We start from the raw sequence: 12,875 nt of genomic DNA, 5'->3' as shown, positions 1-12,875 counted from the left end.
CCTTCAGAGACTGGCCTCGAACTCGTTGCCGTGGTTGTCCCGCAGCCACAATTGCGCCTCTTCCCTGCCCCGCATCTCCAGGCTGATGGTTGGGTTTTCGCTGACGGCGGGGAACAGCTCCAGCGTCGCCAGGACCGTGCCTTGCGCATCCCGCAGCTCGGCCTGATCGAGGAAGAACTCCGGGATGCCACCGGTGAGTCCGTTATCCATCGGATGGTCGATGCGCAGGCGCAGTCGATTGCTCTCCCCCTTGGCAAAACGTCCACCCCGCACCTGCCCGAGCCGGTCCTCCCAACCTGCCTGGGCGCGCACCAGGCTTGGTGCGGTGCAACCGCCCCCGGCGGCGTCGATGCGGGTGGAGCCTACGTGCCAGAGCCCGTCGCGGGTCAGAACGGCGGCGCGGAGAGGCGTGGCCTGCTCGACGCGGATACGGATTGCGAGCAGCGGCGCCACCCGCTCGCCGGGCTGGAAAATGAATATCCGCGGAATGGGATTGAGCTCCGCCCAGGCCATGATTTTCACCACCGATCCAGCCAGGGCGCGGGCGTCCACCTGAATCGGCACCTGGCGCGCATCCTCGGCGAACGGCGGTGCTTCCAGGACTACACCGGGATCATGGACAAAGGGCTGGCCGCCGAGCAGGCGCTGGTGGAAGTAGTCCCACATCACCGACTCGACGGGATCCTGTGCCGCTCGCAGCGGCGCAACGCAGCCCAGCATTCCCAAAAGCAACAACGAGCGCCTGTCCATCCCGCGCCTCCTATCTGACGTCCTGGTAGAGGCCCGGCAGCTCGTAATGCAGGCCATAGCCCGCATAGAGTTCTTCCATGCGCCCGTCGCGAACCATGCCTTCGATGGTTTCCTCCAGGGCATTGGCCAACTGGCGGTTGCTTTCATGCACCGCCATGCCGATATCCCAGTCGGGTCTGCCAAGGTTGGGATAGGTGCCGTCGGCGTTTCTGATCTGCGGATCGCGGGCCTGGCGCTCCAGCCAGTCCAGTTCTCCACGCAGGGCCATCACCGCGTCCACCTCGCCCATGCGCATGCCCTCGAAGGCCGCCGCCGGCCCCGGATAATGACGGGTGTTGCGCGCCAATCGCCCGCCAAAGACCGAGGTGAGATAAAAGGACGGCACGCTCTCCAGTTCGACACCAATGGGATGGAACTGGAAGACGCCTATGCTCGGCACCTCGGCCAGGCGGCGACTGTCGTAGGCCACCTGCCAACGCTCGCGCTGGTAGGGGGAGAAAATCACCACCTGTTCATTGGCCAGCTCACCCAGGTCGTTGCGCTTCTGCGAAAAGTCACGGTCGTAGGGCACCCGCAGCATCACGTCGGCGAGCACGCCGGGCCGCAGGTAATGCCCCTTCCAGACGAAGTTGCGCAGGTCGTCGTCGAGCTTCTCCCCGGGGACGACCCAGAGCAGCTCCAGCTTCAGGCCCAGGCTTTCGGCCAGGGCCCGCGCCAGATCGACGTCCACGCCACGGCCGCGACCCTCCTCCAGGAAACTGTAGGGCGCGAAGTTCTCGTACACGGCCACCTTGAGCACCCCCGACTCGAGGATGTCGTCATAGGGCCGCACCTGTGCCTGCGCGAGGGGCAGGCACACGAGACAGGCCAGCAAGGCGAGCAGGCGCATGGCGTTCACTCGGTAACGGCAACACTATCGAGGTAGGTGCGGATGGCCCAGAGGGCTTCCTGGCTGAGAAAGTCGGCCATCTTCGGCATATATACCGCCCCGTCGCGTACCGCGCCGTTGATTACCCGCTCCTTGAACCACTCATCCCCACTCGCGTCGGCCTCCAGGTAGCGGAGGTCCGGCGCGATACCGCCGGACTTGGCTTCCAGGCCGTGACAGCGGGCACAGTTCTGGTTGTAGGCGGAGGCGCCGATTTCCACCGCCAGCGCGTTGTTGGCATAGGGCTTGCGGTAGGGATTTTCGTCGCGCCACTCCTCGCCCAGCGGCTCCAGACCTTCGGTGTTGACGGCCTGGGGGACCACGTCGCCGTGGGCCATGACGATTCCGCTGAGGGTCAGGCCGGCCAGGAATGCGAGGCCGCGCAGTGCGCTGTTCTTGTTCATCACGTACATCCTCATTCTGCTGCTGTGCAAGGCGACGCCCCGGTCGGGGCGCTGTGATGAGATGGTAAAAAGCCGTGGGAACTCTCCCCATGCTGCTTTGGTGGCCGGCGCCTCATCCCTTGGTAGTAGTGCCGGTGGAGGGGAACAAGACTTCTGCGACAGCCAACGCACAGGGGCCGACTCATCGGCGAAAGGCCAAAGCCATCCTCCGCCGAGCCGGCAGCCACTGTGCCGAGGAGGCGGGACGAGTCAACTCGCCGTGGACAGCGACACGGGCGCGGCAAGGCTGCGGCCCGAGCAAGAGGGCCTGCACTGCTCCAGGTCGTCGGCGGCCCTGACCGCTTCGAACTCCAGCAGGCAGTAGATCACCAGAAGGGGGAACAACAGATGCTTGATGACGACCATGGCGGGATCCTCTTTCACGTGCATTCACCTGCGATCCTAGGACCGGGTGCTCGACTTGGCTGTACTACGTTGGTGCCGAACGACCAGTACTTTCCTGCAGGTGCGAACGCTCATCCCCTGGCCACGGATTACCCGCCGACCTCCCGGCGGCCGGCAGGCGGACAGACAACTTTCACTCATCCAGCCAGATGACCGGCAGCACCGGCGCCCCACCCCGGTAGTGGCCATCGGCGGACGTGACGCGGTCGAAGCCGAGCAGAGTGAGGATCAGCAGCAAGGGCAGCAACAGGTGCTTGAGGGTGCGCATGGCGGCCTCCTTCCAGTTCTTGTGCGGCCATGCTAGGGCCGAATCGCCGACGGCTTTCTACTACCTTGGTACCGCTCGACCGGTACCTTCTGCATATTTCCCGCCCCCCCACCCCTTCCTATGCTGGCTCCATGTTCGAAGGAGCCATCTGATGCGCCACTACCTGATCCATGGTCTGGCCTGCCTGCTCGCCCTGACCAGCGCCGCTCTGCTCGCCACCCAGGTCCGTGCCGAAGGCGACGGCCTCGAGGTCGGTATCGGCTACCTGGCCTGGGAGCCGAAGCGCGGTCCGCTGCTTTCCAACGTCATCCCCGAGCCGCAGGATGCCGGCCTGCGCGGCGCCGAACTGGCCGTCGCCGACAGCAACAGCACGGGCCGCTTCCTCCGGCAGCGCTATCGGCTGGATGCAGTCCGCGCCGCCACCCCCGAGGACTTGTTGGCCAAGGCCCGCGACATGCACGACCAGGGCCTGCGTCTGTTCGTGGTGAACGCGCCGGCGGAGCAGGTACTGCAACTGGCCGACAGCCTCCCCGACAGCCTGCTGTTCAACGCCGGCAGCCCCAGCGATGAACTGCGTGGCTCGCAATGCCGGGCCAACCTGCTGCACAGCCTGCCCAACCGCACCATGCTGGCTGATGCCCTGGCGCAGTTCCTCGCCACCCGCCGCTGGCAGCGCTGGTTGCTGGTCAGCGGACAGACGCCCGACGACCAGGCCTACGCCGCCGCCCTGCGCCGCGCTGCCGGGCGCTTCGGCGCCAAGATCGTCGCGGAGAAACCCTGGAGTTTCGACAACGACCAGCGCCGCAGCGCCCAGGCGGACATGCCGCTGTTCACCCAGGCCAGCGACTACGACGTGGTGCTGGTGGCCGACGAGCGCGGTGACTTCGGCGAGTACCTGCCCTACAACACCTGGTACCCGCGCCCGGTGGCCGGCACCCAGGGCCTGACCCCCACCGGCTGGCACAAGGCGGTGGAAACCTATGGCGCGGCGCAGTTGCAGAAGCGCTTCGAAGCCTTGGCCGGACGCTGGATGAACGACCGCGACTTTGCCGCCTGGATCGCCGTGCGCAGTATCGCCAGCGCCGTGACCCGCCAGAAAAGCACTGACCCGCACGCCATTCGCCGGCTGGCGCTTTCCGCCGACCTGCCCCTGGACGGATTCAAGGGCCGCAAGCTCAGTTACCGCGACTGGGACGGCCAGTTGCGCCAGCCCATTCCCGTGGTACATCCGCGCGCGCTGGTCAGCACCTCGCCCCAGGACGGATTCCTCCACCCGGTGAGCGAACTCGACAGCCTCGGCTTCGATCGTCCGGAAAGCACCTGCCGCCAGTTCGCGGCGGCCGACTGACAAGAACAGGAAGGACAACCGCCATCATGCCCACACCCCTTGCCGCGGCCATCGGCTCCGCCCTGCTGCTCCTCGCCGGCCAGACCCTGGCCGCCACCGCCTATGTGTCCAATGAAAAGGACGACAGTATCAGCGTGATCGATCTGGACAGTCTGGAGGTCACCGCCAGCCTGCCCGTGGGCGCACGGCCCCGGGGTCTCGCGCTGTCCAGCGATAACAAGCTGCTGTACATCTGCGCCAGCGACTCGGACAGCGTGCAGGTGATGGACCTGGCCACGCGCAAGATCGTCAAGGAGTTGCCCTCTGGCGCCGACCCCGAGCAGTTTGCCCTGCATCCCAACGACCGCTGGTTGTACATCTCCAACGAGGACGACGCCCTGGTGACTGTGGTGGACACCCAGACCGAGCAGGTGCTGGCCCAGCTGGAAGTGGGCGTCGAACCGGAGGGCATGGCAGTGAGCCCGGACGGCAAGTGGGTGGTGAACACCAGCGAAACCACCAACATGCTGCACTGGATCGATAGCGCCACCCAGAGCCTGGTGGACAATACCCTGGTGGACCAGCGCCCCCGCCATGTGGAGTTCAGCCAGGACGGCAAGCTGCTCTGGGCCTCGGCCGAGATCGGCGGCACGGTAACAGTGGTCGACGTGGCCAGTCGCCAGGTGCAGAAGGTCTTGAAATTCCAGATCAAGGGTGTTCACCCGGACAAGGTGCAACCGGTGGGCGTCAAGCTGACCCGCGACGGCAACTACGCGTTCGTCGCTCTCGGTCCGGCCAATCACGTCGCGGTGGTGGATGCGAAGACATACGAGGTACTCGACTATCTGCTGGTGGGCCGGCGTGTCTGGCACCTGGCTTTCACCCCGGACGAGAAACGGCTCCTGGCCACCAACGGCATCAGTGGCGACGTGTCGGTGATCGAGGTGGATGAGCGCAAGGTGAGCAAGTCGATCAAGGTCGGCCGCTACCCCTGGGGCGTGGTGGTGACCCCGTGAGCGCCCTGGAACTGTCCGGCGTGGGATTCACCTACGGAGCGCGCCGCGCCCTGGAGCAGGTCGGCTTCCGCCTTGAACCCGGTAGTTTCACCGCCCTGCTCGGCCCTAACGGCGCCGGCAAGTCGACTCTGATCGCCTTGCTCACCCGCCTCTACGATCTGCAACGGGGCGAGGTCAGTGTCTGCGGCCATTCCTTGCGCCGTGAACCGCGCGCCGCCCTGGCGCGGCTCGGCGTGGTGTTCCAGCAGAGCACCCTGGACCTGGACCTCTCGGTCGAACAGAACCTGCGATACCACGCCGCCCTGCACGGCTTGCCGAGACGCCTGGCGGAACAGCGCATCGAGTGCGAACTGGAACGCCAGCAACTGGAATTGCGCCGGCATGACAAGGTGCGCCTGCTCAATGGCGGCCACCGGCGCCGCGTGGAAATCGCCCGCGCCCTGCTCCACGAACCGCATTTGCTGCTGCTTGACGAAGCCACCAGCGGACTGGACCCGGCAAGCCGCGACAACCTCAACCGCCACGTCCGCCGCCTTTGCCACGACCGGGGCATGGCGGTGCTCTGGACCACGCACCTTCTGGACGAAGTCCACACCCAGGACCGCCTGCTACTGCTGCACCAGGGCCGGCTGATTGCCAATGACAGAGCCGCCAACCTGGTTGCCCGGGAAGAAGGCGGACTGGCCGGCGCCTTCGAACGCCTGACCGCACGAATACACGACTGCCCATCCATGCCGCGATTCCGGAGCGACGCCCAATGCTGACACGCTACTGGTACTGCCTTCGCGGCATCTTGCTGCGCGAGTGGCTGCGCTTCGTGCAGCAGCGCACTCGTTTCCTCAGCGCCCTGGTGCGCCCACTGCTCTGGCTGCTGGTGTTCGCCGCGGGTTTTCGTTCGGCCCTGGGCATTGCCATCATCGAGCCCTACGACACCTACATCACCTACGAGACCTACATAGTCCCGGGCCTGGCCTGCATGATCCTCCTGTTCAATGGCATGCAAGGCTCCCTGTCGATGGTCTATGACCGCGAGATGGGCAGCATGCGCCTGCTGCTCACCAGCCCGCTGCCGCGAGCTTTCCTGCTGGCGGCCAAGCTGCTCGCGACGGCCCTGGTGTCCCTGCTGCAGGTCTATGCCTTTCTCGTCATCGCATGGCTTTACGGGGTGCAGCCGCCAGCCTTCGGGCTGTTGGTGGCACTCCCCGCCCTGCTGTTGGCCGCGCTGTTCCTCAGTGCCCTTGGTCTGTTGTTGTCCAACGGCATCCGTCAGTTGGAGAGCTTCGCCGGGGTCATGAACTTCGTGATCTTCCCACTGTTCTTCCTCTCCTCGGCGCTCTACCCGCTGTGGAAGATGCGCGAAGCCAGCGAATGGCTGTATTGGCTCTGCGCGCTGAATCCCTTCACCCATGCAGTGGAGATGGTTCGTTTCGCCCTCTACGAACGCTTCGATGCCCTGGCGACAAGCGTCTGCCTAGGCCTGACGATCCTGATCGCCGTGGCCGCGCTGCTGACCTTCAATCCCCAGCATGCGGCGTTGCGCAAGGCGGGATGAGTCGCCCGGCCGGCACCCACTACGACTTTGGTACTGCTTTTCCCCTCTCAACGTCGAATTCCAAAAGCAGCGGAATGGGCCTGTAATGACTTCATAAAAAGAACAGAGAGCCCGCCATGAAGCGCCTTCTCACCTGCCTGACCTGCCTTGCGCTGGTGCTGCCCGTCTTTGCCGACGAGGCACGCGAAACACCGTTGTTCTCCACCGAGGGCTATCGGCTGGGCCGCTACCGGAGCCCAACCCCCGAACATGCTCCGTTCGCCCACACCCTCGACACATCCCAGCTCCAGACGCAGCTCAAGCAACGCCCCGACACCCTGCTGATCGACGTCTACCGCCGCCAATGGCTTCACGGGCGATTCGTCGAAGACGAACCCCATTCCAACCTGCCCGCCAGCCTCTGGCTCGCCAACACCGGTGACGGCCAACTGCCTCCCGCATGGCAGGCCTACCTCACCGACAATCTGCACAAGGTCACCGGGGGCCGCCGGGACCGCCCGCTGGTGTTCTATTGCCGCTCCGATTGCTGGCTGAGCTGGAACGCCGTGAAACGCGCCGCCACGCTGGGCTACACCAACCTCTACTGGTACCGTGACGGCATCGACGCGTGGGCACAGGCAGGCTTGCCGTTGCTGCCCGCTCGTCCCGTCGAATTTCCCGCCGGGCATGCCGCACCATAATGAAATCAACGAGGTGAAAGGCCGTGTACAAGATCTTGATTGCCGATGACCACCCGCTCTTCCGCGAAGCCATCCACAACGTCATCAGCGATGGCTTCCCGGAAAGCGAAGTGATGGAGACCGCCGACCTGGACAGCGCCCTGGCGCTGACCCAGGAACACGATGACCTGGACCTCATCCTTCTCGACCTGAACATGCCCGGCATGCATGGCCTGAACGGCCTGATCAATCTCCGCAACGAGGCGCCCACCGTGCCGGTGGTCATCGTCTCCGCCGAACAAGACAAACAGGTTGTTCTGCAGGCCATTACCTACGGAGCGGTGGGCTTCATCACCAAGTCCTCGCCACGGGCGCAGATGACCGACGCCATCGAACAGATTCTCAACGGCAACGTGTACCTGCCGTCGGACATCATTCGCACCCAGAAGACCTCGCCGCGCCGCAGCCATGAAGACGCCGGCATTCCGCCGGAGCTCTTGCAGGCCCTGACCCGCAAGCAGTTGCTCGTACTGGAGCGCATGACCAAGGGCGAGTCGAACAAGCAGATCGCCTACAACCTCGACATCGCCGAAACCACCGTCAAGGCGCACGTCTCGGCCATCCTCCGCAAGCTCAACGTGCACAACCGGGTGCAGGCCATCCTCTCGGCCAGCGATATCGATTTCACGGCCTACCTGCGCCGTTGAACGACCGGCATCTCCCCGAGGAATCCCATGCCTGCCGCACGCATCCTGCTGCTGACGACGCTCGCCATGCTGGCCTTCGCCGGAAACTCTCTGCTCTGCCGTCTCGCCCTGAAGGAGACCGCCATAGACGCGGTGAGCTTCACCTTCATCCGCATCGCCTCCGGCGCACTGGTGCTCTGGTTGCTTTTGCGGTTGCGTCGCCCATCCCTGGCAGCGACCGGCAACTGGCGCGCAGCCGCGGCACTGTTCGTCTATGCGGCGGCCTTCTCCTACGCCTACCTTCAACTGGACGCTGGCGCGGGAGCTTTGCTGCTGTTCGGTGCAGTGCAACTGTGCATGGTGGTCGTCGGTCTGGTACGGGGCGAGCGTCTGAACCCACAGCAGCTCCTGGGGTTTGCCCTGGCCGCCGGCGGGCTGGTGGTCCTGCTGCTGCCTGGAGCCAGCGCGCCCCCTTTCGCCGGGGGACTGCTGATGCTTCTCTCCGGCCTGGCCTGGGGCGCCTACACACTGCTCGGTCGCCAGGCCGGCAGGCCACTGGCCGCCACTGCCGGCAACTTCATCCGCGCCCTGCCCTTTGCCTCGCTGCTCCTGGTGCCCTTCATTGGCCAACTGCGGCTTGACCCGATGGGCCTCATCTACGCCCTTCTTTCCGGCGCTCTGACCTCTGGTATCGGCTACGCCATCTGGTACAGCGCGCTTCCCGGCCTCGGAGCCCTGCAGGCCGCCAGCGTGCAACTGAGCGTCCCGGTAATCGCCGCCCTGGGGGCGCCCTGCTACTTGGCGAAGACATCAGCCTTCGCCTGGCGCTGGTGTCGGTGGCGGTGCTGGGTGGCATAGCCCTGGTTTTGCGCGCGAAGTTTCAGGCCGTATCGCAGCGCGCCTGACCCGCCGCGGCAGACGCGGACCTCACTGCCCCAGCAAGTGACTCATCGCCGTCTTCAGCTTCATGGGCCGTACGGGCTTGTGCATCAGGGTGTGGCCCAGTTCGCGCATCTGTTGCTTCAACTCGTTGCTGTAGTTGGCGGTAATCATCAGGGCGGGTAGCGGTGTGCTGCGTCGGGCGTTAATGGCGGCGACGGCATCCACACCGTTGCAACCGTCGTCCAGGTGGTAATCGGCGATCAGCAGGTCGGCTTCGGCATGGAAGTTCTCCACCTGGCGTGCCAGATCTTCCTCGGAGAGCGCGGTGATGACCCGGCAGCCCCAGCCTTCCAGCAAAGTGCGCATGCCGGCACAGATGGCCGCGTCGTTGTCCAGCACCCAGACTCGTGCGCCCTGCAGGCGCTCCAGCACCGCCTGGGGTTCGTCCTGCACCCGCCTCGACCGGGGGACGCGGCGGGCCAGGGGAACCTCCACGGCGAACAGCGAGCCCCGCTCCAGGGTCGACGCAACACGAATGCGGTGACCGAGCATGCGGGCAATTTTCTCGACGATGGCCAGGCCCAGTCCCAAGCCACGGTCCGGCTTTTCGCGCACCATCTCGCCACGCTTGAATTCCAGGAAAATCTCATCGAGCTTGTCTTGGGCTATGCCAATGCCGGTGTCGTGCACCTCGATCCACAGACTATGTCGCTGGCGTCGGCAGCCCAGCAGGATGCGGCCGCTCGGGGTGTAGCGAATGGCGTTGCTCAGCAGGTTGCGCAGGATGCGGGCAAGCAACTGCTGGTCGCTGCGCACCAGTGCGGAACTTGGCACGAAGTCCAGGCGCAGGCCTTCGCTTGCAGCGATCTGGCGGTATTCCACGGCCAGGTTGTCGAGCAATTCGCTGACTGCGAAGGACGCAATGTCCGGCTTGATCACGCCGGCGTCCAGCTTAGAGATGTCCACCAGGGTGCCCAGGAGGTTTTCCACGTCCTCCAGCGAGTTGCTGACATTGCGCACCAGCGCCAGGTTGCACGCCTGGTCGCGCTGTTCGAGCAGGGCGCTGGTGAAGAGCCGCGCGGCGTTCAGGGGTTGCAGCAGGTCGTGGCTGACGGCAGCGAGGAACTTGGTCTTGGACAGATTGGCTTTTTCGGCCTCGGACTTGGCCTCGCGCAGACGCAACTCCACCTGGCTGCGTTCGTCGATTTCACGCCGCAGTTGGTTGTTCAACGAAGTCAGTTCGGCGGTGCGCTCACGCACGCGCTGCTCCAGGTTCTGATAGGCCTGATGCAGGGCCTCGGCGGTGCGGCGGCGTTCCGTGATATCGCGGATCAGCACGAATATCCCCACCACTTCTCCATTAGCCAGGCGGTTCGGTACATATGAACGCAGCATGCAGCGCTCCTGACCGTTGAGGTTGGTCTCGCTGACCTCGAAGGACAGGCTCTCTCCGGCCAATACTCGCTCGACATAGGGTTCCAGACGCCGACAGTGCTCTTCGCTGTGCACCTCGCGCAGCCTTTGGCCAAGCATGGCGCCACGGGGCCAGCGGTACCACTCCTCGTAGACCTTGTTGGTGAATTCGTAGACCAGGTCGGCGTTGAGGTAGGCGATCAACGCCGGAACATGGTCGGCGATCAGCCGAATCCAGCGCTCGCTTTCGGCCAGGGCCTCGGCATGACGGTAGTGTTCGGTGATGTCGGTGAAGGTGTTGACGAAGCCGCCGGTGGGCAGTGGATGAGTACGCACCTCCAGCACCCGGCCGTTACACAGGCGCGTTTCCATTTCGCGGATGGGGCGACCGACAGCATCGCGGGTGTCGGGGGTGAGCAGCGGCAGTTCGCTGTCGGCCATGACGCCGGCGAAGGGGCGATGCGCTTCCACCGGAGCCAGGCCGCAGAGTTCGAGGAAGCGGTGGTTCCACAGTTCGAGGATGCCCTCGACGCTGACCATGGCCACGCCCTGCGAGAGGTTGTCCACCGCACGCTGCAGCAGCCTGGACTTTTGCGCCAGGGCCTGTTCGCGGCGGTCGCTCTCGGTCTGCTTCACCTGGGTGATATCGGTGTAGAGAATCACCAGCCCACCCTCGCGGGTAGGCCGCTCGCTGACCTGCACCCAACGGCCGTCATGCAGCCGGTAGAGGATGTTGTCGTCACTGCCACGGTGTTCTTCGACGATCAGTCCGGTGCTTTCGGCCAGGCGGCGGATCTCCGACAAACGCGTACCGCTGCCGATGCGCGCACGGGTTCGCGCCCAGAAGGACTTGAAGCGGCTATTGAAGAGGACGATGCGCTGTTCGCGGTCGAACAGTACAAAGGCATCGGAGATGCTTTCGATGGCGTCGATCAGGTACTGGTGGGCAGTTTCCGCCCGCAATCGGGCATCGCTCAACAGCCGGTTGCCGGCCTTGAGCTCGGCCATGGCCTGGTTCAGTGCGTCAGTGCGCTCGCGAACCTGCTCGGCGAGCACCACCGAATGCTGGAAAGCCGCATAGCTGTCGTCGGGGCGAGAGGCTCCGGACTCCACTCGCTCGATGAGTGCCGCATTGATCCGCCGGAGCTTGCGGTTCTCCTCCTCCAGGGCCGCCAAGCGTGCGTGCTGTTCAGCGGCCGCCGCTGCGACTCCGGCGTCCGATGGCGACTCCGGTGAAGGTCTGGTTGATGTGCATGCCATTGAACTGCTCTCCATAGGAGTTGAAGCCAATCACCCGCTGCCGGCGCAGGACCTCGGACGTGAGCGCAAGCGCCTGCGGGTCATCCTCCAGCTCCAGGCGACGCAGGAAACAGTCGCAGCCGATAGTCAGCAGCGCTGGGCCCAGCCGCTCGCCCAGGCGCGCGAAGAGCGCTTCCAGGTTCGGCAGCATGGGGCCGGGACGCATGGCGGTGAGGACGATGCCGTTCTCCACCGCGCAATAGAAACTCAGGCTAAGGTCGGGATTGACCCGCTGGATGGAACGCACGTAGTACGAGTCGCCCAGGCGCACCGCCAATGGGTGGGCAGCGAATACCCGATGATCCAATCGCTCCAGGGGAACCCCGGTGAGTTGTGCGTAGATTTGCGCCGCCGGCTCGGCATTGAGTTCGAAAACCCGGCGACTGGCATTGTCGGCACGGGTGACCACAAGCTTTTCCGCTTGCGGGAGGATGTGGTGCGTGCTGAATACCTCGAAATCCAGGCCGGTGTTGACCAGCACCACCACCGCCGCACCGGTGTGGAAACAGCCCTCGTAGTAGACATGGGTGTGCTTGAGGTGATTGTCGTCTGCGGCCGATCCCCCGAAGTGCGGGATGCTTCCGAATGCTGCGCCCAGGGCCGCGAGTACCACTTCCTCGCGGCTGGATAGGCCGTCCAGCAAGGTCAGGGCAAAGCTGTGGTCCTTGATCGGAGCCAGGGAGTTGACGCGGCAATCCTGCACCAGGCGCTCCACCAGCTGCTGGGCGTCGATCAGGCCGAAGCGGTCCATTTCGTCGACCAGGGCGCTCGCGATGGAGAAGCTGCGGTGGTCGAAACCCACGGCACTGACGCAGTTGCGGCCGTAGCCTTGGGAAGTGATCTCGCCGGCACTTGTGCAGCCCACCAGACGGACTCCACCGAAGTACTGCTCAAGGGCCTGGCCGAGCGCTTCCAGATCGTACTCGGCCGAGCAGAAGAACAACACGAAGCCGAGGTGCGGATGAATAAGCTGGCGCGCCAGGTCCTGGGCCACTGCCTCGGCCTCGCTGGCCAGGGACATGGCGGTAACGACGCCTTCTGCCGGTTCGTCGAGCATCCCGATCACCACCCAATGAGCCTGCTTTCGATAGTGGGATTCTACGGGCCTCATTGCCGGCTCCCCATCCTCCTTGGGTAGCGGCGGACTCGTTCGAAGGTAGGAGCTGTCCTGGCTGCGCGCACTGGACAGTGCCCTCACGGTGGAGTAACCGGCCAGCCCTGCGGCCGCATCGAGAATGCGGGCGCCG

General features: G+C 64.9%; 13 protein-coding genes and 1 pseudogene. 7 read left to right on the top strand and 7 right to left on the bottom strand.

Annotated elements, in window-relative coordinates:
• Positions 1-3: 3 nt before the first annotated feature.
• The 5 genes from PJW05_RS13350 to PJW05_RS13330 all read right to left on the bottom strand — a co-directional run bounded on the left by PJW05_RS13350 (position 4) and on the right by PJW05_RS13330 (position 2,794).
• Positions 4-750, bottom strand: a complete 747-nt coding sequence (locus PJW05_RS13350; RefSeq protein WP_271407502.1) for a quinoprotein dehydrogenase-associated SoxYZ-like carrier — start codon at positions 748-750, stop codon at positions 4-6.
• A 10-nt stretch (positions 751-760) separates the two neighbouring features.
• On the bottom strand, positions 761-1,639 hold the full coding sequence (locus PJW05_RS13345; RefSeq protein ID WP_271407501.1) for a substrate-binding periplasmic protein: 879 nt from the start codon (positions 1,637-1,639) through the stop codon (positions 761-763).
• A gap of 5 nt (positions 1,640-1,644) precedes the next feature.
• Entirely contained in the window at positions 1,645-2,082 is a 438-nt protein-coding gene (gene pedF / locus PJW05_RS13340; RefSeq protein WP_271407500.1) for a cytochrome c-550 PedF, read from the bottom strand.
• A gap of 249 nt (positions 2,083-2,331) precedes the next feature.
• Positions 2,332-2,505, bottom strand: coding sequence for a hypothetical protein (locus PJW05_RS13335; RefSeq protein ID WP_271407499.1), 174 nt, complete (start codon positions 2,503-2,505; stop codon positions 2,332-2,334).
• Positions 2,506-2,659: 154 nt separating this feature from the next.
• Positions 2,660-2,794, bottom strand: coding sequence for a hypothetical protein (locus tag PJW05_RS13330; protein WP_271407498.1), 135 nt, complete (start codon positions 2,792-2,794; stop codon positions 2,660-2,662).
• 151 nt (positions 2,795-2,945) lie between these two features.
• On the opposite strand from PJW05_RS13330, the gene PJW05_RS13325 reads away from it, so the two are divergent.
• From PJW05_RS13325 to PJW05_RS13295, 7 genes and pseudogenes are all read left to right on the top strand, one after another.
• The gene (locus tag PJW05_RS13325) at positions 2,946-4,142 is read left to right on the top strand and encodes an ABC transporter substrate-binding protein (protein ID WP_271407497.1); all 1,197 of its coding nucleotides are present in this window, start codon (positions 2,946-2,948) and stop codon (positions 4,140-4,142) included.
• Positions 4,143-4,168: 26 nt separating this feature from the next.
• Positions 4,169-5,137 carry a YVTN family beta-propeller repeat protein gene (locus PJW05_RS13320; protein WP_271407496.1) on the top strand — a complete coding sequence of 323 codons (969 nt, stop codon included), beginning with the start codon at positions 4,169-4,171 and terminating at the stop codon, positions 5,135-5,137.
• Entirely contained in the window at positions 5,134-5,901 is a 768-nt protein-coding gene (locus PJW05_RS13315; protein WP_271407495.1) for an ABC transporter ATP-binding protein, read from the top strand. Before PJW05_RS13320 ends, PJW05_RS13315 begins: the two co-directional genes overlap by 4 nt.
• Complete coding sequence (locus PJW05_RS13310; protein WP_442969255.1) at positions 5,898-6,689, top strand: ABC transporter permease; 792 nt, start codon at positions 5,898-5,900, stop codon at positions 6,687-6,689. The genes PJW05_RS13315 and PJW05_RS13310 overlap by 4 nt, the downstream gene beginning before the upstream one ends.
• Before the next feature lie 116 nt (positions 6,690-6,805).
• Complete coding sequence (locus tag PJW05_RS13305; protein WP_271407493.1) at positions 6,806-7,369, top strand: PQQ-dependent catabolism-associated CXXCW motif protein; 564 nt, start codon at positions 6,806-6,808, stop codon at positions 7,367-7,369.
• Between the two features lie 23 nt (positions 7,370-7,392).
• Positions 7,393-8,055, top strand: coding sequence for a response regulator transcription factor (locus PJW05_RS13300; RefSeq protein WP_271407492.1), 663 nt, complete (start codon positions 7,393-7,395; stop codon positions 8,053-8,055).
• Positions 8,056-8,082: 27 nt separating this feature from the next.
• Positions 8,083-8,939 (top strand): annotated as a pseudogene (locus tag PJW05_RS13295) (EamA family transporter).
• 22 nt (positions 8,940-8,961) lie between these two features.
• On the opposite strand, the gene nahK reads toward PJW05_RS13295, so the two are convergent.
• Together nahK and nosP are read right to left on the bottom strand one after the other, a co-directional pair.
• Complete coding sequence (gene nahK, locus PJW05_RS13290) at positions 8,962-11,589, bottom strand: hybrid sensor histidine kinase/response regulator NahK/ErcS' (RefSeq protein ID WP_271407491.1); 2,628 nt, start codon at positions 11,587-11,589, stop codon at positions 8,962-8,964.
• On the bottom strand, positions 11,519-12,685 hold the full coding sequence (gene nosP, locus PJW05_RS13285; RefSeq protein WP_271412221.1) for a nitric oxide-sensing protein NosP: 1,167 nt from the start codon (positions 12,683-12,685) through the stop codon (positions 11,519-11,521). Before nosP ends, nahK begins: the two co-directional genes overlap by 71 nt.
• Between the last annotated feature and the right edge of the window lie 190 nt (positions 12,686-12,875).

Source organism: Pseudomonas sp. Q1-7 (genome assembly GCF_028010285.1).
Lineage (GTDB): Bacteria > Pseudomonadota > Gammaproteobacteria > Pseudomonadales > Pseudomonadaceae > Metapseudomonas.
Note: the sequence above shows the minus strand (reverse complement) of the source record. Positions and strands in the feature narration are given on the sequence as shown.

What these genes read in the sequence shown, in the direction of transcription:
- PJW05_RS13350 (WP_271407502.1), bottom strand. Translation starts at nt 750, where the DNA reads ATGGACAGGCGCTCGTTGTTGCTTTTGGGAATGCTGGGCTGCGTTGCG.
- PJW05_RS13345 (WP_271407501.1), bottom strand. Translation starts at nt 1,639, where the DNA reads ATGCGCCTGCTCGCCTTGCTGGCCTGTCTCGTGTGCCTGCCCCTCGCG.
- pedF (WP_271407500.1), bottom strand. Translation starts at nt 2,082, where the DNA reads ATGAACAAGAACAGCGCACTGCGCGGCCTCGCATTCCTGGCCGGCCTG.
- PJW05_RS13330 (WP_271407498.1), bottom strand. Translation starts at nt 2,794, where the DNA reads ATGCGCACCCTCAAGCACCTGTTGCTGCCCTTGCTGCTGATCCTCACT.
- PJW05_RS13325 (WP_271407497.1), top strand. Translation starts at nt 2,946, where the DNA reads ATGCGCCACTACCTGATCCATGGTCTGGCCTGCCTGCTCGCCCTGACC.
- PJW05_RS13320 (WP_271407496.1), top strand. Translation starts at nt 4,169, where the DNA reads ATGCCCACACCCCTTGCCGCGGCCATCGGCTCCGCCCTGCTGCTCCTC.
- PJW05_RS13305 (WP_271407493.1), top strand. Translation starts at nt 6,806, where the DNA reads ATGAAGCGCCTTCTCACCTGCCTGACCTGCCTTGCGCTGGTGCTGCCC.
- nahK (WP_271407491.1), bottom strand. Translation starts at nt 11,589, where the DNA reads ATGGCATGCACATCAACCAGACCTTCACCGGAGTCGCCATCGGACGCC.
- nosP (WP_271412221.1), bottom strand. Translation starts at nt 12,685, where the DNA reads ATGCTCGACGAACCGGCAGAAGGCGTCGTTACCGCCATGTCCCTGGCC.